General features: G+C 68.8%; 18 protein-coding genes and 1 pseudogene. 5 read left to right on the top strand and 14 right to left on the bottom strand.

Annotation, left to right across the window (positions count from 1 at the left end):
* Position 1 precedes the first annotated feature (1 nt).
* From QFZ27_RS35785 to QFZ27_RS35765, 5 genes are read right to left on the bottom strand one after another with little or no spacing between them, the layout of a single operon-like run.
* A complete protein-coding gene (locus QFZ27_RS35785) occupies positions 2-721 on the bottom strand; it encodes an ABC transporter ATP-binding protein (RefSeq protein WP_429231472.1) in 720 nt (239 codons plus the stop codon).
* The gene (locus tag QFZ27_RS35780; RefSeq protein ID WP_429231470.1) at positions 714-1,466 is read right to left on the bottom strand and encodes an ABC transporter ATP-binding protein; all 753 of its coding nucleotides are present in this window, start codon (positions 1,464-1,466) and stop codon (positions 714-716) included. The genes QFZ27_RS35785 and QFZ27_RS35780 overlap by 8 nt, the downstream gene beginning before the upstream one ends.
* Positions 1,463-2,434 (bottom strand): branched-chain amino acid ABC transporter permease, encoded by a 972-nt coding sequence (locus tag QFZ27_RS35775; RefSeq protein ID WP_429231468.1) that lies wholly within the window; start codon positions 2,432-2,434, stop codon positions 1,463-1,465. Before QFZ27_RS35775 ends, QFZ27_RS35780 begins: the two co-directional genes overlap by 4 nt.
* Positions 2,431-3,291, bottom strand: a complete 861-nt coding sequence (locus tag QFZ27_RS35770) for a branched-chain amino acid ABC transporter permease (RefSeq protein ID WP_429231466.1) — start codon at positions 3,289-3,291, stop codon at positions 2,431-2,433. The genes QFZ27_RS35775 and QFZ27_RS35770 overlap by 4 nt, the downstream gene beginning before the upstream one ends.
* A 4-nt stretch (positions 3,292-3,295) precedes the next feature.
* Positions 3,296-4,465, bottom strand: coding sequence for an ABC transporter substrate-binding protein (locus QFZ27_RS35765; protein WP_429231464.1), 1,170 nt, complete (start codon positions 4,463-4,465; stop codon positions 3,296-3,298).
* 144 nt (positions 4,466-4,609) lie between these two features.
* Here QFZ27_RS35765 and QFZ27_RS35760 point away from each other — a divergent pair, with 144 nt between their 5' ends.
* Positions 4,610-5,395, top strand: coding sequence for an IclR family transcriptional regulator domain-containing protein (locus QFZ27_RS35760; RefSeq protein ID WP_429231462.1), 786 nt, complete (start codon positions 4,610-4,612; stop codon positions 5,393-5,395).
* A 7-nt stretch (positions 5,396-5,402) separates the two neighbouring features.
* On the opposite strand, the gene QFZ27_RS35755 is transcribed toward QFZ27_RS35760, so the two are convergent.
* The 3 genes from QFZ27_RS35755 to hppD are packed head-to-tail and all read right to left on the bottom strand — an operon-like array spanning position 5,403 to position 7,540.
* On the bottom strand, positions 5,403-5,984 hold the full coding sequence (locus QFZ27_RS35755; RefSeq protein ID WP_429231460.1) for a histidine phosphatase family protein: 582 nt from the start codon (positions 5,982-5,984) through the stop codon (positions 5,403-5,405).
* Positions 5,985-6,026: 42 nt separating this feature from the next.
* Positions 6,027-6,422: a Rieske (2Fe-2S) protein gene (locus QFZ27_RS35750; RefSeq protein WP_429231458.1), complete on the bottom strand. Its 396-nt coding sequence runs from the start codon at positions 6,420-6,422 to the stop codon at positions 6,027-6,029.
* Complete coding sequence (gene hppD, locus QFZ27_RS35745) at positions 6,419-7,540, bottom strand: 4-hydroxyphenylpyruvate dioxygenase (RefSeq protein WP_429231457.1); 1,122 nt, start codon at positions 7,538-7,540, stop codon at positions 6,419-6,421. The genes QFZ27_RS35750 and hppD overlap by 4 nt, the downstream gene beginning before the upstream one ends.
* Before the next feature lie 378 nt (positions 7,541-7,918).
* Here hppD and QFZ27_RS35740 point away from each other — a divergent pair.
* A pseudogene (locus QFZ27_RS35740) lies at positions 7,919-8,092 on the top strand (helix-turn-helix domain-containing protein); the annotation flags it as partial.
* Between the two features lie 44 nt (positions 8,093-8,136).
* Positions 8,137-9,108, top strand: a complete 972-nt coding sequence (locus tag QFZ27_RS35735) for an integrase core domain-containing protein (RefSeq protein WP_429231455.1) — start codon at positions 8,137-8,139, stop codon at positions 9,106-9,108.
* Positions 9,109-9,374: 266 nt separating this feature from the next.
* On the opposite strand, the gene QFZ27_RS35730 is transcribed toward QFZ27_RS35735, so the two are convergent.
* The gene (locus QFZ27_RS35730) at positions 9,375-10,148 is read right to left on the bottom strand and encodes a ferredoxin--NADP reductase (protein ID WP_429231453.1); all 774 of its coding nucleotides are present in this window, start codon (positions 10,146-10,148) and stop codon (positions 9,375-9,377) included.
* 218 nt (positions 10,149-10,366) lie between these two features.
* On the opposite strand from QFZ27_RS35730, the gene QFZ27_RS35725 reads away from it, so the two are divergent.
* Positions 10,367-11,566 (top strand): amidohydrolase family protein, encoded by a 1,200-nt coding sequence (locus QFZ27_RS35725; RefSeq protein WP_429231452.1) that lies wholly within the window; start codon positions 10,367-10,369, stop codon positions 11,564-11,566.
* Between the two features lie 4 nt (positions 11,567-11,570).
* Here QFZ27_RS35725 and QFZ27_RS35720 read toward each other — a convergent pair whose 3' ends face one another.
* The gene (locus QFZ27_RS35720; protein ID WP_429231450.1) at positions 11,571-13,334 is read right to left on the bottom strand and encodes a calcium-binding protein; all 1,764 of its coding nucleotides are present in this window, start codon (positions 13,332-13,334) and stop codon (positions 11,571-11,573) included.
* A 233-nt stretch (positions 13,335-13,567) separates the two neighbouring features.
* Between QFZ27_RS35720 and QFZ27_RS35715 the strand changes: the two genes are divergently transcribed.
* On the top strand, positions 13,568-15,079 hold the full coding sequence (locus tag QFZ27_RS35715) for a calcium-binding protein (RefSeq protein ID WP_429231449.1): 1,512 nt from the start codon (positions 13,568-13,570) through the stop codon (positions 15,077-15,079).
* A 10-nt stretch (positions 15,080-15,089) separates the two neighbouring features.
* Here the strand turns inward: QFZ27_RS35715 and QFZ27_RS35710 are convergent, their stop codons facing one another.
* From QFZ27_RS35710 to QFZ27_RS35695, 4 genes are read right to left on the bottom strand one after another with little or no spacing between them, the layout of a single operon-like run.
* Positions 15,090-15,536 (bottom strand): MarR family winged helix-turn-helix transcriptional regulator, encoded by a 447-nt coding sequence (locus QFZ27_RS35710; RefSeq protein WP_429231448.1) that lies wholly within the window; start codon positions 15,534-15,536, stop codon positions 15,090-15,092.
* 12 nt (positions 15,537-15,548) lie between these two features.
* Positions 15,549-16,253, bottom strand: coding sequence for an ABC transporter ATP-binding protein (locus tag QFZ27_RS35705; protein WP_429231447.1), 705 nt, complete (start codon positions 16,251-16,253; stop codon positions 15,549-15,551).
* A complete protein-coding gene (locus QFZ27_RS35700; RefSeq protein ID WP_429231445.1) occupies positions 16,250-17,029 on the bottom strand; it encodes an ABC transporter ATP-binding protein in 780 nt (259 codons plus the stop codon). The genes QFZ27_RS35705 and QFZ27_RS35700 overlap by 4 nt, the downstream gene beginning before the upstream one ends.
* A complete protein-coding gene (locus QFZ27_RS35695; protein ID WP_429231444.1) occupies positions 17,026-18,912 on the bottom strand; it encodes an ABC transporter permease in 1,887 nt (628 codons plus the stop codon). Before QFZ27_RS35695 ends, QFZ27_RS35700 begins: the two co-directional genes overlap by 4 nt.
* Positions 18,913-19,052 lie beyond the last annotated feature (140 nt).

The following is a 19,052-nucleotide window of genomic DNA, read 5'->3' as shown; positions in this document are numbered from 1 at the left end:
GTCAGGCGTGCAGGCCCTTGCGGGTCACGCCGAGATGGCGGGTCAGGGCGGCCTCGTCGGCCTTCAGGGTGGCGCTTGGCGCGGCATGGACGATGGCGCCGCGCTCCAGGATCACCGCCTGGTCGGTGACGGACAGGATCTTCTGGGCATGCTGCTCGACCACGACAGCCGCGACGCCCTCGTCGCGCAGGATGCGCTTCAGCGCGGCCAGCAGCTCCTCGACGATGATCGGCGCCAGCCCCTCGGTCGGCTCGTCCAGCAGCAGCAGCTTCGGATTCAGCATCAGGGCGCGGGCGATGGCCAGCATCTGCTGCTCGCCGCCGGACAGCTGGCTGCCCAGGTTGCCGCGCCGCTCCTTCAGCCGCGGGAACAGGGCGTAGGCGCGCTCCGGCGTCCACGGGCCGGGGCGGGCCACCGCGGTCATGTTCTCCTCGACCGTCAGCGACTTGAAGATGTTGCGCTCCTGCGGCACCCAGCCGATCCCGGCCAGCGCCCGGTCCTCCGGCCGCGCCCGGCTCAGGTCGCGCCCGGCCAGGGTCACGCTGCCGCCGAAGCGGCGGGTGACGCCGATGATGCTGTTCAGCAGCGTGGTCTTGCCGGTGCCGTTGCGGCCGAGCAAGGCCAGGGCCTCGCCCTCGGCCAGGGTCAGCGACACGCCGGAGACGACGACGGCCTCGCCATAGCCGGCGACGAGGTCGCGCAGGGCCAGCAGCTCAGCCATCCACCGGCTCCCCGAGATAGACCGCGCGCACCCGGCTGTCGGCGGCGATGGCGTCAGGCGGGCCCTCGGTCAGCAGCGCGCCGTTGACCAGCACCGAGATCCGGTCGGCGAAGCTGAACACCAGGTCCATGTCGTGCTCGATCAGCAGCACGGAGACGTCAGACGGCAGCTCGGCGATGGTGGCCAGCAGCTCGTGCCGCTCCGCCTCCGGCACGCCGGCCGCCGGCTCGTCCAGCAGCAGCACGCGCGGGCGGCAGGCGAAGGCGGTGGCGATCTCCAGCAGGCGCTGCTTGCCATAGGCCAGGGTGGCGGTGCGTTCCTGCAGCATGTCGGTCAAGCGAAAGCGGTCGGCGATGGCCAGAATCTCGTCCAGCACCTCGGCCTTGCCGCCGGCCACCCGCCACCAGTCGCCGCCGCTGCCCAGGCGCTCGGCCACAGCGAGCCCGATCGTGTCGAGCGGCGTGATCTCCGCGAACAGCTGGTTGATCTGGAAGGTGCGGGCCAGGCCGCGGCGAACCCGCAGATGCGGCTTCAGGCCGGTGATGTCCTCGCCGCCCAGCAGCACCCGGCCGCCGCTCGGGGCCAGCACGCCGGTCAGCAGGTTGACGAAGGTGGTCTTGCCGGCGCCGTTCGGGCCGATCAGCGCGTGCCGGGCCCCGACCTCGATCCGCAGCGACACGTCGTTGGTGGCGACCAGCCCGCCGAAGCGCTTCTGCAGGCCGATGGTCTCCAGCGCCGCGGTCATCGCCCGCCTCCGAAGCGGGAGAGGAGGGCGGCGGCCGGTCGGCGCACCCCCTGCACCAGCCGGTCGCGGCCGACCAGCACCAGCAGCACCAGGAAGGCGCCCAGCCAGAACGACCAGTATTGCGGCGTCAGGCCGGAGATCCAGTCCTGCAGAAAGCGGAACAGCACGGCGCCGACCGGCCCGCCATAGAGATAGCCGGCGCCGCCGATCACCAGCACCAGCAGCACGTCGGCCGAGCGGTGGAAGTCGAACACGTCGAGCGAAACGAACTGGGTGGTCTGGGCCAGGAGCGCCCCGGCGACCGCGGCATAGGCGGCCGACAGCGTGTAGATCCCGATCAGCCGCCGCGCCACCGGCACGCCGACCGCGGCGGCGCGCAGCCGGTTGTCGCGGATCGCCTTCAGCGACAGGCCGAAGGGCGAATGCACCACCCGTCTGACGAACAGGAACAGCACGAACAGCACCGCCAGGCTGTAGCCATAGGCGGTGGTGCCGTAGAGATCGAACTCGAACCAGCCCAGGATCGGGCCGACCACCATGCCGTTCAGCCCGTCGGCCCCGCCGGTCAGCCAGGCCGCCTGGTTGGCGATCTCGAACAGCAGCAGCGAGATGCCGAGCGTGACCATCAGCCGGGTGAGGTCGCTGCCGCGCAGCACCAGGAAGCCGGAGGCGAAGCCCAGCACGGCCCCGGCCGCCGCGGCGGCCACCAGGCCCAGCAGGGGCTCGCCGGCGACATGGATGGTCAGCAGGCCGGCGACATAGGCGCCGAGGCCGAAGAAGGCGGCATGGCCGAGCGAGACGATGCCGGCATAGCCGAGGATCAGGTCGAGCGAGAGCGCGAACAGCGCCAGGATCGCGATCTCGTTCAGGATCAGATGCTGGTCCGGCAGCAGGAGCAGCGCGGCCAACGCCGCCAGCCAGAACAGGGATTCCGGCCAGCGCCAGCGGGCGCGCGCCGTGGCCATCATCGGCTGCCTCCGCGGGCGAACAGTCCCTGCGGCCGCAGCAGCAGCACCACGATCATCACCGTGTAGATGACGAAGGATCCGGCGGCGGGCACGTAGTACTTGCCGGCGACGTCGGCGATGCCGAGCAGCAGCGCGGCCAGGAACGGGCCGGTCAGGCTGGAGGTACCGCCGACCGTCACCACGATCAGGAAGTAGATCATGTATTTCAGCGGGAAGGTCGGGTCGACGCCCAGGATCTCGGCCCCCAGCGCGCCGCCGAGCCCGGCGAGGCCGCTGCCGACGGCGAAGGTGGCGGCGAAGACGGTGTCGACCCGGATGCCCAGGCCGCGCGCGGCTCGTGGATCATCGACCGCGGCGCGCAGCCGGCTGCCGAAGCGGGTGTAGGCCAGCACCCCCTGCAGCGCCAGCACCAGCACGCCGCAGATGACGATGATCAGGGCGCGATAGATGCCGATGCCGACGCCCAGCACCTCGACCCGGCCGCGGAGATAGTCGGGCAGCTGGATGATCTGCTGCTCCGACCCCATCAGGTAGTCGGCGGCGGCCACCGCCATGAACACGATCCCGATCGAGAACAGCACCTGGTCGAGGTGGCTGCGGCGGTAGAGCTGCCGGTACAGCGTCCGCTCCAGCACCAGCCCGGCCGCGGCCGCGGCCAGGAAGGCCGCCGGCAGGCACAGGAAGAACGGCACCTGCCAGCGGCTCATCAGGATCGCGGTGACATAGCCGCCGAGCATGGCGAAGGCACCATGCGCCAGGTTGATGAAGTTCATCAGACCCAGCGTCACCGACAGGCCGCAGGCCAGCACGAACAGCAGCATGCCATAGGCGATGCCGTCGAACAGGATCGTCCCCATGGCGCTACTTCGCCGCCTTGACCGGGTCCTTCACCGCTTCGATGGTCGCGAACTCGACATTGTACAGCGCGCCGTTCTGCTTCTCGACCTTGCGGACATAGATGTTCTGGATGATGTCGCGGGTTTCCGGGTCGATCGAGACCGGGCCGCGCACGCTGGCCCAGCTCATGCCCTTCATGGCGTCGACCAGGCCCTGGCCGTCGGTGGCGCCGCCGGTCTTCTTCAGCGCCTCGAAGATCAGATGCATGCCGTCATAGCCGCCGACCGCCATGAAGTTCGGCCGCAGCCCGGGATTGGCGGCCTGGAAGGCCTGGACGAAGGCCTTGTTCTCCGGGCTGTCATGGGCGGCGGAATAGTGGTGGGTGGTGATGGTGCCCAGCGCCACGTCGCCGATCTTGTCCAGCAGCTCGTCATCGGTGACGTCGCCGGTCGCGATCAGCCGGATGCCCGACTTATCCAGGCCGCGCTCGACGAACTGCTTCATGAACACGGCGCCGAAGCCCGAGGGCACGAAGACGAACACCGCATCCGGCTTGGCGTCGGCCACGCGCTGCAGGAAGGGCGCGAAATCGGGGTTCTTCAGCGGCACCTGCAACTGCTCCACCACGGTCCCGCCGGCCTTGCCGAAGCGCTCGGCGAAGGCCTTCTGCGCATCCAGACCGGGGGCGTAGTCGCTGACCAGCGTGACCACGGTCTTGATGTCGTTCTGGGCGGCCCAGTCGGCCAGCGGCATGGTCACCTGGGGCAGGGTGAAGCTGGTGCGGACGATGAAGGGCGAGGCCTCGGTGATCACGGCGGTGGCGGCCGCCATCACCACCTGCGGCACCTTGGCCTGGGTGGCGATCGGCGCCGACGCCAAGGCCAGCGGGGTCAGGCCGAAGCCGGCCAGCACCGACACCTTGTCCTTCACCACCAGCTCCTGCGCCAGGCGCTTGGTGACGTCGGCGGTGCCGGTGTCGTCCCGGACGATCAGCTCGACCGTCTTGCCGGCGACGGTGGTGCCGTTCTGCTGCAGGTACAGCTTCGCCGCGGCCTCGATCTCCCGCCCGGTGGAGGCGGAGGGGCCGGTCATCGGCAGGATCAGGCCGATCTTGACGGTGTCCTGCGCCGCGGCCGGCAGGGCCGCGAGCAAGGCGGCGGCCAAAGCCGCTGCGGTGAGGTGGCGTCGGTGCATCTTGGTTCCTCCCCTTTGCCGGTCGATAGACTCTAGCGCCGGTGGATCGATCATCGCCGATCCCCGATCTTCTTCCTCTGATCTCTTGTGCCGGGCCCCGGGTGTGGTCAAGAATCCGTGCGCATAGCGGCACTCTTGTTCGCATTGCGAACAAACAGGGAGGAAGTCCTGCGCGAGGAGCAGGTCGTCTCGTTCCGCAAGGGGCTGGACATCATCCGCAGCTTCGGCGCGGGGCACCGGCGGCAGACCATCACCGAGGCGGCGTCGCGCACCGGCATGACGCGGGCGGCGGCGCGGCGCTTCCTGCTGACCCTGTGCGATGCCGGCTATGCCCGCAGCGACGGCAAGCATTTCGAGCTGACGCCGGCGATCCTGTCGCTCGGCCACAGCTTCCTGTCCGGCATGGGCGAGATCGAGCGGGTGCGCGACGCGCTGCTGGGTCTGACCCGAACCTTGGGCGAATCGGCCTCCGCCGCCATGCTGGACGGCACCATGATCACCTATGTCGCCCGGTCGCCGGCGGCGCACCGGATCATGACCGTCGGCCTCGGGGTCGGCACCCGGCTGCCGGCGCATGCCACCTCGATGGGCCAGGCCCTGCTGGCGGCGCTGCATCCGCGCGAGCTCGAGCGCTATTTCGAGGCGGCGGTGCTGGAGCGGTTCACCGGGCACACGCTGACCACCCGCGCGGCCCTGGCGGCACGGCTGACCGAGGTGCGCGGCCGCGGCTACGCGCTGGTGTCGGAGGAGCTGGAGACCGGGCTGAACTCGATCGCGGTCGCGGTGCCGGGCGGCATCTCCGCCGGCAACCTAGCGATCAACCTCAGCGCCCCGGCCGGGCGGGTCGGGGCGGAGGAAATGCGCGAGCGCTTCCTGCCGGCGCTGCAGGAGGCCTCGCGGGCCGTGGCCCTGGCGGTCCAGCGCGGCTAGAGCGGGACTACCTCTGGTTCCAGCGCCGGATGACGGGCTCGGTGAGGTCGTGCTCATAGCCGAGGACGCTGAGGCTGGCTGTGTCCAGCACGAAGCGCGATCCGTCGTCCGGCGGCAGGCCGATCCAGCGCGCTGCGAGGACCCGCAGGAAATGGGAGCTCGAGAACACCAGGACCGTCCCGGCCACCTGCCGGAACTGGCCGATCACCGCATCGGCCCGGGCACCGACCTGCGCCGCATTCTCGCCCTGCGGGCAGCCGTCGCGGAACAGCTGCCAGCCCGGGCGCTCGGCCAGGATCTGCTTGGTGGTGATGCCCTCATAGGCGCCGTAATCCCACTCTGCCAGATCGTCCTTGATCACGGCGCCGTCCCCGAAGCCGGCCAGCGTGCAGGTGGTCCGGGCTCGCAGCGACGGGCTCGACCAGACCGCCGCGAAGGCCAGGCCCTGCAGCCGGCCGGCGACGCCGCGCGCCGCCGCCTCGCCCGCTTCGGTCAGCGGGATGTCGGTCCGGCCGGTGTGCCTGCCGGACCGGCTCCACTCCGTCTCGCCGTGCCGGACCAGATACAGTTCGGGAAAGGGGCTGCTCATGGGCTCGTCTCTCGATCGCGCGGACTCCGTGGAGAGGCGATCCTAGCCCATCATGATCGTGCCGTCGGCCTCCACCCGCACCGGGATCGGATCGAGCCCGCAATCGGCCGGGCCGGAGATGGGGCTGCCGTTCCCGGCGTCGAACTCGGCGAAGTGGTTGGAGCAGACCAGGCGTTGCCCGTCCGCGCTCAGCACGCTACTGCCGCGCCAGGTCAGCGGCAGGAAGGCGTGCGGGCAGGCGTCGAGGAACGCGCGCACCGTTTCGCCGCGGCGGACCAGCAGCATCGAGAAGACGCGGCGGCCGGCGCCGAAGGCGAGGGCGCGGACGCCCGGATCCTCGATCTCGTCCAGGCGCCCCAGCACCGTCGCCGGTGCCGGGGCGTGCGGATGCCGGCGCCAGGCCGGCCCGTCGTCCGGCGCGAAGGGATTGCCCGTCACGCCGCGTCGCTGTCGGCCGACAGCACGCCGCGCCGGATCTGGTCCTCCTCGATGCTCTCGAACAGGGCGCGGAAATTGCCCTCGCCGAAGCCGTCATCGCCCTTGCGCTGGATGAACTCGAAGAAGATCGGGCCGATCACGGTCTGCGAGAAGATCTGCAGCAGCACCTTGGTGTGGGCGCCTTCGACCACGCCCTCGCCGTCGATCAGCAGACCCAACTCGCGCAGCCTCTCGACCGGCTCGCCATGCTTCGGCAGGCGGCCGTCGATCTTCTCGTAATAGGTGTCGGGCGGGGCCGGCATGAAGGCCAGGCCGTTGCGGTCCAACTGGCTGACCGAGGCATAGATGTCGCGGCTGCCCAGCGCCACATGCTGGATGCCCTCGCCCTTGTAGGCGCGCAGATATTCCTCGATCTGGCTCTTCTCGTCGGCGCTTTCGTTGATCGGGATGCGGATCTTGCCGTCGGGGCTGGTCAGGGCGCGGGAAAACAGGCCGGTCAGCTTGCCGCTGATGTCGAAATAGCGGATCTGGCGGAAGTTGAAGAGCCGGCTGTAGAAGCCGACCCAGACATCCATCTGGCCGCGATGCACATTGTGGGTCAGGTGGTCGACATAGTAGAGACCGGCAGGCTCGGGATGCGGCTCGGCCGCGCCGATCCAGTCGAAATCGACGTCGTAGATCGAGCCCTTGGCGCCGTAGCGGTCGACGAGGTAGAGCAACGACCCGCCGATGCCCTCGATCGCCGGAATCCGCAGCTCGCCGGCATTGACCCGGGTCTCGACCGGTTTGGCGCCGAGCGACACGGCGCGCTTAAACGCATGATCGGCATCGGCGACGCGGAAGGCCATGGCGCAGGCGCAGGGGCCGTGCTTGCGGGCGAAGTCGCTGGCGAAGCTGTCCGGCTCGGCATTGACGATGAAGTTGATGTCGCCTTGGCGGTATAGCGTCACTCGCTTCGACTTGTGCCGCGCCACCGGCACGAAGCCCATGGTCTCGAACAGGGCGCCCAGCTTTTCCGGCTCGGACGAGGCGTATTCGACGAACTCGAACCCGTCCGTCCCCATCGGGTTGGACTCGGTGATCTCGGCCGGCGGGGCGTCGTGCGGATAGGGGCCCATGCTGCTCTCCTGGCGTGGCGGTCCGTCAGGGATGATAGCAGGGAGGGCGCGGTCGTTCCGTGCGAAACAAGGGGTGGCCAATGCTATCCATGCACGTTTCGCGCTCTGGATAGGTCTTATGTGCATGAAACGCGCATCCTCCCCACCTGTCATGCCCGGGCTTGACCCATGGCTGTCCGGTTAAGCTTTTTGGGTTGCAGATCTAGGCGAGGAACTAGACTTTTATTGTCATTGCCGGGCTTGACCCGGCAATCAGGGGCCACCGAGAGCTGCTTTGGAAGCCCCTGGATCCTCGGGGGTATGAACCGGGCAGATCGTTGACAGAATAGACCGGTCACATGGTTGACAGTCCACATTGTCGGCAGGGAGGAACTGCCGATGCCCTGGAAGGTCGGAACCGTGACGGACGAACGGATACGCTTTGTTGTAGCAGCGCAGAGCGGCTCGGCATCAATGACGGCGGTTTGCGCCGCGTTCGGGATCAGCCGCGAGACGGGCTACAAATGGCTGGCCCGCTATGCGGGTGGGGGTCTGGAAGGTCTTGCGGACGGCTCGCGGGCTCGCCACACCCAGGGCGGCGCGCTGGCCGGTGAGGTGTGTTCGGTGCTTCTGGCGATGCGGGCTCGCAGCCGCATTGGGGGCCGAAGAAGCTTCAGGCGGCGCTGGCGCGCGAACGTCCCGAGCTCGGTTTGCCGGCGGCGTCGACGATCGGCGACCTGCTGAAGCGGCATGGGCTCGTGCCGGCTCGCCCGATCCGTGCCCGCGGTGTGGAGCAGCATCGTGCACACTCGGCCGCGACAGTGCCGAACGATGTCTGGGGGATTGATTTCAAGGGCTGGTTCCGGACGGCTGACGGGGCGCGGTGCGATCCGCTGACGGTCAGCGACACGGTGAGCCGCTATCTGTTGCTGTGCGAGATCGTGGCGCCGACGCTGCAGGGCGTCTGGCCGGCCTGCCAGCATCTGTTTGCCGAACATGGGCAGCCGCGGGCATTGCGCATGGACAACGGGTCGCCGTTCGGGTCGAAGGGCGCTGCCGGGCTGACCAAGCTGGCGGTTCTGTTCATCAAGCTCGGCATAGCGCTCGAGCCGATTACGCCAGGCTGTCCAGGTCAGAACGGCCGGCACGAACGGATGCACCGGACCTTGAAGGATGACACCTCCAAGCCGCCGGCCGCGTCGCTCGAGGAGCAGCAGGCGCGCTTCGACCAGTTCCGCCGGGAATTCAACGAAGTGCGGCCGCACGAGGCGCTCGACCAGCAGACGCCGGCTTTGGTGCATCGGCCGAATGTCCGTCGCTATACCGGCCGGTTGGACGAGCCCTGGTACGACGCCGACCACAGCGTGCACCGGGTTCTCGCGCAGGGATATATCCGCTGGCAAGACGAGCTGATCTACATCTCCGAAGCCCTGGCCGGCGAATGGATCGGCATCGCCCCGCTGCCATCCGGCGACCATGTCGCCCGCTTCGCCGACATCGACCTGGGACTGATCACTCAAGTGTCGACAAAATTCGTCCAGTTTGGCGCGCCCCGGCCGGGGCGCGCCAAACCGGAACAAACCGCGTAAACTGTCAGCCATGTGACCGGTCTGAATTGTCAGCCATGTGCCCGGCCCTACAGGGTCAAGCCCGAGGATGACAATTAAATAAACACGCTTCGGTTGTGATTTTTCCTCAACCGGACAGCCGTGGGCTTGGCCCGGGCATCCAGAGGCTGTCGACATCTTCTGGATTGCCGGGTCAAGCCCGGCAATGACAGCGGAGGGGGAGGAGGCGAAACGAAGAGGCCGCCGAATTGCTCCGGCGGCCCTGGTCCTCGCAGCGGGACTGCGTCTTATTTCTCGACGAAGGCCTTCTCGATGACGTAGTCGCCCGGCTCGCCGTGGTTGCCCTCGACGAAGCCGCGCTCCTCCAGGATGATCTTGAGATCGGCCAGCATCAGCGGGCTGCCGCACAGCATGACGCGGTCGTGCTCGACCGCCAGCGGCGGCAGGCCGATATCCTCGAACAGCTTGTTCGAGGTGATCAGGTCGGTGATCCGGCCGCGGTTGCGGAACGGCTCGCGCGTCACCGTCGGATAGTAGATCAGCTTGCCGCGGATCTCCTCGCCCAGGAACTCGTCCTGCGGCAGCTCCTGCGCGATCAACTCGCCATAGGCCAGCTCGGCGATCTGGCGGCAGCCATGCAGCAGCACCACCTTCTCGAACCGCTCATAGGTCTCCGGGTCGCGGATCAGGCTCAGGAACGGCGCCAGGCCGGTGCCGGTGCCCAGCAGGTACAGGTTGCGGCCGGGCTTCAGGTTGTCGAGCACCAGCGTGCCCGTCGCCTTGCGGCCGACGATGACCGGGTCGCCTTCCTTCAGATGCTGCAGGCGCGAGGTCAGCGGCCCGTTCTGCACCTTGATCGAGAAGAATTCGAGCCCGTCCTCGTAGTTCGGGCTGACGACGCTGTAGGCGCGCAGGAGCGGCTTGCCGTCGACCGGAATCCCGATCATCGTGAACTGGCCGTTCTTGAAGCGGAACGTCGGGTTGCGGGTCGTCTTGAAGCTGAAGAGCGTGTCGGTCCAGTGATGGACGCTGAGAACGCGCTCCTCATTGAAGTTGCTCATGCCTCGTCACCCTTCGCTCGCGACTACGCGCAGAATGTGGGAAATAGCCTCGCCGCTGTCGAGCCGATGCATGTAGATTCTTCCGGCGAAATTTGCAAGCCGGCCTTGCTGCGGCATAATTTGTTTGTATACTAACAATAAATGCGGACGGCTGCGCTGTCAACCGCCCGCGACAGGTGAGGCGCCCCGGCCGCGGGGCAGCGACGAAGGAACATCTCATGGCGCATGACGAGCCGCAGAAGCCGGCCGGCCCGGCCAAGCTGGTGATCCGCAACATCGGGCTGCTGCTCAGCGGCAAGCTGGAGGCGCCGATCCTCGACGCCGACACCGTGGTCGCGGTCGACGGCCGCATCACCGCGGTCGGGCGCGAGAAGGATGTCGACACCGAAGGCGCCACCACCCTGATCGACGCCCATGGCACGACGCTGGCGCCCGGGCTGATCGACAGCCATGTCCATCCGGTGATCGGCGACTGGACGCCGCGCCAGAACCAGATCGGCTGGATCGATTCGAGCCTGCATGGCGGCGTCACCACCATGATCTCGGCCGGCGAGGTGCATCTGCCCGGCCGGCCGCGCGACGTGATCGGGCTGAAGGCCCTGGCGGTCACGGCACAGCGCAGCTTCTCCGCCTTCCGCCCCTCCGGCGTGAAGATCCATGCCGGCGCGCCGGTGATCGAGAAGGAGATGGAGGAGCAGGACTTCAAGGACCTGGCCGATGCCGGGGTCACCCTGCTCGGCGAGATCGGGCTCGGCGGGGTCAAGGACGGGCCGACCGCCCACCGCATGGTGCAGTGGGCCCGCAAATACGGGATCCAGAGCACGATCCACACCGGCGGCCCGTCGATCCCCGGCTCCGGCCTGATCGACAAGGATGTGGTGCTGGAGACCGACGCCGACGTGGTCGGCCACATCAATGGCGGCCACACCGCCCTGCCGGACGGGCAGATCCGCTGCATTTGCGAGGGCTGCAAGCGCGGGCTGGAACTGGTGCACAACGGCAACGAACGGGCGGCCCTGTTCACCCTGCGCACGGCCAGGGAGATGGGGCAACTCGAGCGCGTGATCCTGGGCACCGACGCGCCCGCCGGCTCCGGCGTCCAGCCGCTCGGCATCCTGCGAATGATCGCGATGCTGTCCTCGCTCGGCGAGGTGCCGGCCGAGACCGCCTTCTGCTTCGCCACCGGCAACACCGCGCGGATGCGCAAGCTCGACTCCGGCATCATCGAGCCCGGCTGGTCGGCGGATTTCGTGTTCCTCGACACCGCCCAGCACTCCGCCGGCACCTCGCTGCTGGAAAGCGTGCAACTCGGCGACCTGCCGGGCGTCGGCATGACCGTGATCGACGGCGTGGTGCGCAGCCAGCGCAGCCGCAACACCCCGCCGGCGACCCGGGTGCCGGTGGTGGTGAAGGGGTAGGGGCCTACAGCACGAAGTCGGCGGCGGTTAGCGGGACGTCGACGAAGATCTGCACCAGGAAGTCCGTGCGCGTATCGCCATCTACATCCGCCCTGACCAGGGCGCTGCGCCCGGTCCCGACCGGCGTGATCAGCAACTCGGCCCCCGCGCCGGTGAAGGCCCCGGTGACGATGGTGAAGGCGGTGTCGCCATTGGCGGTATCGCCGTCGGCGTCGATCGCGCCGAGATCCATGACGTCGCCCTCGGCTTGAGAGAAATCATGGATCTTCTCCCGGAAGTTGGCGTCCGAGGTGACCGTGGTGTCGGCCAGCGAGGTGTAGAGGAAGCGGTCGGCCCCGGTGGCGTCGTAGAGATCGTCGCCATGGAGATCGTCATTGCCGGCGCCGCCGATCAGCGTGTCGTCGCCGGCGCCGCCCTGCAGCCCGTCATGGTAGGCCCCTCCGTCCAGGGCATCGTTGCCGTCCCCGCCGTAGAAGTAGTCGGCATAGTCCGCCCCGGTGGCGATATCGTCGCCTCCCAAGCCGTTGAAGCTGTTGATCGCGCCCAGGCCGCGCAGGATATTGACGCCGTCATCGCCGGTCACGTCGATCCCGCGCAGCCGGCTGCCCTCGATGATCTCGATCCCGCTCAGCACATCGCCCTCGGCATCGCCGCCGGTGCTGACGCCGGTGGTCAGGTTGATCGTCGGACCGACCGGGCTGTCGGCATAGCTGACGAGGTCGATGCCCGCGCCGCCGTCGAGACTGTCCGCCCCGGCGCCGCCGTCGAGCACGTCGTCGCCGTCGCCGCCACTCAGCGTGTCCGTGCCGATGGCTCCGAACAGGATGTTGTCGCCCGCATCGCCGGTCAGGGTGTCGGCGAAGCGGCTGCCGCGGAGGACCTCGATGGCGTCGCCGAAGCTGTCGCCGTCGGCGTCGCCGCCATGGGCCGTGCCGGCGGCGAGGTCGATCGCGATCCCCGCTTGGCTGTGCGCGTAGTCGACCGTGTCTGTGCCGACCCCGCCGGTGAGGCTGTCCGCGCCGGCGCCACCGTCGAGGACGTCGTCCCCGGCGCCGCCGTCGAGGGCGTCGTCGCCGTCCAGGCCGTTCAGCGCATCGGCCTCGGCGCTGCCGGCCAGGCTGTCGGCGAACAGGCTGCCGTCCAGGATCTTGACCCGGTCGAGGAATTGGTCACCTTCGGCGAAGCCGCCATGGGCGGTGCCCGCAGCCAGGTCGATGGTCACCCCTGCGTCGCTGTAGGCGTAGCTGACGAGGTCCCGACCGGCGCCGCCGATCAGACTGTCGCCGCCGCGGCCGCCGCGTAGGATGTCGTCGGCGTCGCCGCCATCGAGCAGGTCCTCGCCATCGCCGCCGTTGAGGATGTCGGCGCCCGCCAGGCCGCGGAGAACGTCGTCTCCGGCCAAGCCGCGCAGCGCGTTGTCGTTGGCATCGCCGATGAGGGTGTCGTCGAACAGGCTGCCGCGGACGATCTCGAAGCTGTCGAGCAGGACATCGCCCTCGGCGGCGCCGCCATGGGTGACGCTGGTGGTCAGGTTGACCGAGACGCCGGCGGCGCTGTCGCCGTAGTTGAGGATGTCGACGCCCGCTCCGCCGGTCAGAGTGTCAGCGCCGGCACCGCCATAGAGGTTGTCGTCGCCGTCGCTGCCTTCGAGCCAGTCGTCGCCGTCCAAGCCGCGCAGCAGGTCGGCGCCGCCGAGGCCGTAGAGGCTGTCGTCATCGTCGCCGCCGAACAGCCGGTCGTCGCCTTCGGTGCCGATCAGGATCGTCATCTCCCCCTCCCAATGCATTGGACTATGTCGGTCGCCAAGCGATCCGGTGCATGAAATCTTATTCTGCTTTGCAGTTTAAAGATTTCGGCTGGTCGGAGTCCATGGCCGTCATATGAAATCTTCTTCGGGTCGATCATCTCGTGCCGCTGGCTTCTCATCCGTTCGGACGATGCGGCGCGCGATCCGGCCGGATAGAATCGGTTTCCTGCGGGGCGGCAACCGGGTGGTGATCCATGGTCCAGATCTATGGCGACGACAATCCCAACAGCCTCAAAGCCACGGATACCGCCGATTACCTATATGGCCTCGGCGGCGACGACAGGCTGACCGCGGTGGGCGGGTACGATGTCCTCTTCGGCGGCGCGGGCGACGACCTGCTGATCGTCACCGGCACCGACGGCAGGAACGAGTACCTCGGCGGCGATGGCATCGACACCGTGGACTATTCCGGAGTTCACGGGGTCGGTGGCGCCTCCGTCACGATCGACGAGAGGTACTTCGGCGGCGCGGGGGCAGCCAACGCGGACAGGATCTACAGGGACGTCGAGAACATCATCGGCACGGAATACGATGATCGGCTGACCGGATCCGACACCGCCAACATCCTGAGGGGCTCCGTTTACGACAGCCTTGTCAGCGGCGGTGATGACGATCTCCGCGGTGCCGGCGGCGATGACGGACTCTATGGCGGCCAGGGGGATGACCGGCTGTACGGTGGCGCCGGCGGCGATCTTCTGGATGGGGATTCCGGCGTCGACCTGATGCACGGCGACGACGGAGAGGACCTGCTGGTCGGCGGAGATGGGGCCGACATCATGTTCGGCGACGCCGGGGCGGACATCCTGCTCGGCGGAGCCGGAGCTGACATCCTGCTCGGCGGTGCTGGCGTCGACACGGCTTATTGGCACAGCGCCGCCGGCGTGACCGTGTCGATCGGCAACTACGGCACCGGCGGCGATGCCGAGGGAGACCTGGTCGGGCCGGATGTGGAAAACCTCGCAGGCTCGACCTATGCCGACACCCTGACCGGCTCGGATGTCGCCAACATTCTCCGGGGTGAGCCCAACTCTGACGGGGCAGGCGCCGACGACACCCTGTCGGGCCTCGGCGCCAACGATATGCTTCTTGGCCTTGGCGGCAACGACGTGCTCCGCGGCGGGACAGGGGCCGACCGGCTCGACGGCGGCCGCGGCATCGACACGGCCAGCTACTACACCACCTCGTTCGGGGTCGTGGTCAATCTCGTCAGCGGCACCGGCAGCGGCGGCGACGCCCAGGGCGATACGCTGATCGGGATCGAGAACCTGTCCGGCAGCCAGGGCAACGACAGGCTGGTCGGGAACACCGGGGCCAACACCCTGCAGGGCTGGGCCGGCAACGACATTCTCGCCGGGGCCGGCGGCAAGGACACGCTCACGGGCGGCGCCGGGGCCGACCGCTTCATCTATGGCAGCGTGGCGCAGAGCGTGGTCGGGGCGAATGCCGACCGGATCACCGATTTCAGCCACGCCCAGGCAGACAGGATCGACTTGGCGGCGATCGACGCCAGGACCAATGTCGCCGGAGACCAGGCCTTCAGCTTCATCGGCACCGCCCTCTACACCGGCGTCGCCGGCCAGTTGCGCTATGTCGCCGCCGGCGGCGTCACCACCATTGCCGGCGACGTCAACGGCGACAAGGTCAGCGATTTCCATATCACCCTGACCGGCAACATCACCCTCGTTGTCGGTGATTTCGTGTTGTAGCGCCGGCCGTCTAGCTCAGCCGGCGCAGCAGGGCGATCAGGGTCGTCCGTTCGGCCTCGTCCAGCGGGGCGAGGGTCTCTTCGGTGATGCGGAGCGCGTTCGGCGCCATGCGTTCGGCCAGGGCCTGGCCGGCGGGACTCAGCGCCACCTCCAACCGGCGGCCGTCCTCGGGGTCCGGGCGGGTCTCGATCAGGCCGCGCTTGCCCAGCCGGTCGACCACGCCCTTGATCGTCGCCGCATCCATGGCGGTGCGGCGGCCGAGACGGTTCTGCGAGCAGGGGCCGCGCTCCAGCAGCTTGGCCAAAACCGCCCATTGCGTCGCGGTGAGGTCCTGCTCGCCGATGCCGGAGGCGAAGATCGCGGCGTGGCGCTGGCTGACCTGGCGCAGGATGAAGCCGATCTGGTCGTCGAGGATGTATGGGCCTTGCCCGCGTGTCGCGGAAATGGTGATGGTCATGGCGGCTTCCTATCACACCGCGAGATAGGCGTCGCGGATCTCCGGCTGTGCCTCCAGCTCGGCCATGGTGCCGCCGAAGCGGATGCGGCCGGTCTCGATGATGTAGGCGCGGTCGGAGATCAGCCGCGCGAAATGCAGGTTCTGCTCGGACAGCAGCACGCTCAGGCCCTCGCGCTTCATCGCCAGGATGGCGTCGGCCATCTGCTCGACGATCTTCGGCGCCAGTCCCTCGGACGGCTCGTCCAGCAGCACCAGGGACGGGTTGCCCATCAGCGTGCGGGCGATGGTCAGCATCTGCTGCTCGCCGCCGCTCATCCGCCCACCGGGGCGCCGGCGCATCTCGGCCAGGTTGGGGAACAGGGTGTACAGCCGCTCCGGCGTCCAGCGCGGCGCGCCGGGCCGCGGCGGCTGCAGCCCGACCGCCAGGTTCTCCTCCACCGTCAGGTCGGTGAAGATCCGCCGGTCCTCCGGCACATAGCCCAGGCCGGCGCGGGCGATCTCATGCGTCGGCTTGGCGGCGATGTCGGCGCCGCGGAACAGGATCCGGCCCTCGCGCCGCGGCACCAGCCCCATCAGCGCGCGGAAGGTGGTGGACTTGCCGGCGCCGTTGCGGCCGAGGAAGGCGACCACCTCGCCGGCTCCGACCTCGAAGCCGACATCGAACAGGATATGGGCCGGGCCGTAATGGGCGTTGAGGCCGGAGACCGAGAGCGTCATGCGGACACCTCTTCCCGATGCCGGGCGTCGTAGACCAGGCCGTCGCCGAGATAGACCGCGCGCACCTGCGGGTCGCGGCGCACCGCCTCCGGCGATCCCTTGGCGATCAGCGCGCCGCGGTTCAGCACCATGATCCGGTCGGCATGCTCGAACACCACGTCCATGTCATGCTCGGTGAACAAGACGCCGATCCGCCGCTGCCGCGCCACTTCGGCGGTCAGGCGCATCAGCGCCACCCGCTCCCGCGGCGCCATGCCGGCGGTCGGCTCGTCCATCAGCAGCAGCTTCGGCGCGTTGGCCAGGGCGATCGAAAGCTCCAGCCGCTTGACGTCGCCATAGGCCAGCTCGCCACAGGCCCGCTCCGCCGCGTCGCCGAGCCCGACGAGGTCGAGCAGCGCATCGGCCTCGGCGCGATAGGCGCGGCCGGCGAAGCCGAGCCCGAACCGGCGATGATGCGACAGCAGCGCCACCTGCACATTCTCGCGCACCGTCATCGAGGCGAAGGTGGCGGCGATCTGGAAGGTGCGGCCGACGCCCAGGCGCCAGACCCGGCGCGGCGCCAAGCCGGTGATGTCACGCCCGTCCAGCCGGACGCGGCCGCCATCGGGGCGGATCTGGCCGTTCAGCATGTTGAAGCAGGTGCTCTTGCCGGCGCCGTTCGGGCCGATCAGCGCCAGGATCCCGCCGGCCTCGAGCGTGAAGTCGACGCCGCGCACCGCCTGCACGCCGGCATAGGATTTGGCCAGGCCCTCGACCTGCAGCAGTGGCGCGCTCATTCCGCGGCCTCCGCCGGCGCGGCGGCGGCCGAGACCGAAGCCGGGGGTTTTCGTCGGCGGCCGCGCAACTCCTCGACGAAGCCGACGAGCCCCTTGGGGAAGGCCACCACCAGCAGCACGATGATGCCGCCCAGCACCAGCTTCGACAGGTCGGTCTGGCTCACCAGCCAGATCGCCAGCGCCTTGTAGACGATGGCGCCGATCACGGCGCCCGACGCGGTCTCGATGCCGCCCAGCAGCACCATGACCAGCCCGTCGATCGACAGCGGGATGCCGAGATTGTCCGGAAAGACGCTGCCCTTGAGGAAGGCGAACAGCGCCCCGGCCAGCCCGGCCATGGTGCCGGCGACCAGGAAGGCGACCCATTGCACCTTGGGCCGGCCGATGCCGATCGCCTCCGCCCGCTGGGTCGAATCCCGCACCCCGCGCAGGGCGAAGCCGAAGGGCGAGAAGGTCAGCACCCGCAGCAGCGCGATGCCGGCCGCGGCAATGCCCAGCGCCAGCCAATAGAAGCCGGCCGGGTTCGACGCCCAGGACGACGGCCAGATCCCCAGCATGCCGTTGTCGCCACCGGTGACCTCGACCCATTGCGTGGCGACAGACCAGGCGATCTGGGCGAAGGCCAGGGTCAGCATGGCGAAATAGACGCCGGACAGGCGGACGCAGAAGGCACCGAACAGGGCGGCGCCGAGCAGGCCGAACAGCGGGCCGGCCAGCAGCGCCGCCTCCATCGGCAGGCCCAGCGCCTTGACCGCGAAGGCGGCGCCATAGGTGCCGAGGCCGAAATAGGCGGCATGGCCGAAGGAGGCGAGGCCGCCGGTGGTCATCAGGAACTGCAGGCTGGCGGCGAACAGGGCGAAGATCGCGATCTCGGACGCCACCGCCAGGGCGTAGCCGCCGGCCACCGTCGGCAGCAGCGCCGCGGCAACGAGCGCGGCCAGCAGGGCGATGCGCTCGCCCGGGGCAAAGGGGCGCCAGGGCCGGACGGCGATGCCGATGGTCGGCCGCGCCGGCCCCTCCGCCTTGCCCAGCAAGCCCCAAGGCCGCACCACCAGCACGCAGGCCATCACCAGGAACACCAACACCAGCGAGATGGTGGGGAAGACCAGGATGCCGAAGGCGTTCAGCTCCGACACCAGCACCGCGGCGATAAAGGCGCCGGGCACGTTGCCGAGGCCGCCGATCACCACCACGACGAAGACCTCGACGATGATGCGCAAATCCATGGTGTGGGTGACCGCGTCGCGCGGGATCTGCAGCGCCCCGCCGAGCCCGGCCAGGAACACGCCGAGCGCGAAGACGCTGGTGAACAGCCATTTCTGGTTCACGCCCAAGGCGGCGATCATGTCGCGGTCCTGGGTCGCGGCCCGCACCAGCACGCCCCAGCGGGTGCGTCGGAACAAGAGCCACAGCAGGCCCAGCACGACGGGGCCGAGGACGATCAGGAACAAATCGTACAGCGGCAGCCTCTGGCCCAGGATCTCGACCGCGCCGCGGAAGCCCGGCGCGCGGCGGCCGACCAAATCCTCCGGCCCCCAGATCAGCACCACCAGGTCCGCGACCATCAGGGTGACGCCGAAGGTGGCGAGCAGCTGGAACAGCTCCGGCGCCCGGTAGATCCGGCGCAGCAGCACGATCTCCAGCAGGGCGCCGAGCGCGGCCACGATCAGGGCCGCTACGATGAGGCCGCCCCAGAAGCCCAGCGCGCCGGAGAAGCGCTCGGTCAGGGTGTAGGCCAGGTAGGCGCCCAGCATGTAGAAGGCGCCGTGCGCGAAGTTCACGATCCGCGTCACGCCGAAGATGATCGACAGGCCCGACGCCACCAGGAACAGCGAGGCGGCGCTGGCGAGTCCGGTCAGGAACTGGGCGACGAGGAAATCCACCAAGCCTCTCCCGTTATTCTAGTCTTCTCCCGCGAGGGGAGACATGAAGCTGACTCTCCGCCCTTTTTTCGTCATGGCGAGCCCCGAAGGGGCGTGGCCATCCAGCGGCTCGATCTCTGGATGGCCACGGCGCTGCGCCT

Source organism: Inquilinus ginsengisoli, assembly GCF_050434925.1.
GTDB lineage: Bacteria > Pseudomonadota > Alphaproteobacteria > DSM-16000 > Inquilinaceae > Inquilinus > Inquilinus ginsengisoli_B.
The sequence above is the reverse complement of the archived record's forward strand: the minus strand, read 5'-3'. Positions and strand labels throughout refer to the sequence as shown.

Bases quoted from the DNA above. Each gene is read 5' to 3' on its own strand.
- QFZ27_RS35785 (WP_429231472.1), bottom strand. From the start codon at position 721: ATGGCTGAGCTGCTGGCCCTGCGCGACCTCGTCGCCGGCTATGGCGAG.
- QFZ27_RS35780 (WP_429231470.1), bottom strand. From the start codon at position 1,466: ATGACCGCGGCGCTGGAGACCATCGGCCTGCAGAAGCGCTTCGGCGGG.
- QFZ27_RS35775 (WP_429231468.1), bottom strand. From the start codon at position 2,434: ATGATGGCCACGGCGCGCGCCCGCTGGCGCTGGCCGGAATCCCTGTTC.
- QFZ27_RS35770 (WP_429231466.1), bottom strand. From the start codon at position 3,291: ATGGGGACGATCCTGTTCGACGGCATCGCCTATGGCATGCTGCTGTTC.
- QFZ27_RS35765 (WP_429231464.1), bottom strand. From the start codon at position 4,465: ATGCACCGACGCCACCTCACCGCAGCGGCTTTGGCCGCCGCCTTGCTC.
- QFZ27_RS35755 (WP_429231460.1), bottom strand. From the start codon at position 5,984: ATGAGCAGCCCCTTTCCCGAACTGTATCTGGTCCGGCACGGCGAGACG.
- hppD (WP_429231457.1), bottom strand. From the start codon at position 7,540: ATGGGCCCCTATCCGCACGACGCCCCGCCGGCCGAGATCACCGAGTCC.
- QFZ27_RS35730 (WP_429231453.1), bottom strand. From the start codon at position 10,148: ATGAGCAACTTCAATGAGGAGCGCGTTCTCAGCGTCCATCACTGGACC.
- QFZ27_RS35725 (WP_429231452.1), top strand. From the start codon at position 10,367: ATGGCGCATGACGAGCCGCAGAAGCCGGCCGGCCCGGCCAAGCTGGTG.
- QFZ27_RS35720 (WP_429231450.1), bottom strand. From the start codon at position 13,334: ATGACGATCCTGATCGGCACCGAAGGCGACGACCGGCTGTTCGGCGGC.
- QFZ27_RS35715 (WP_429231449.1), top strand. From the start codon at position 13,568: ATGGTCCAGATCTATGGCGACGACAATCCCAACAGCCTCAAAGCCACG.
- QFZ27_RS35710 (WP_429231448.1), bottom strand. From the start codon at position 15,536: ATGACCATCACCATTTCCGCGACACGCGGGCAAGGCCCATACATCCTC.
- QFZ27_RS35705 (WP_429231447.1), bottom strand. From the start codon at position 16,253: ATGACGCTCTCGGTCTCCGGCCTCAACGCCCATTACGGCCCGGCCCAT.
- QFZ27_RS35700 (WP_429231445.1), bottom strand. From the start codon at position 17,029: ATGAGCGCGCCACTGCTGCAGGTCGAGGGCCTGGCCAAATCCTATGCC.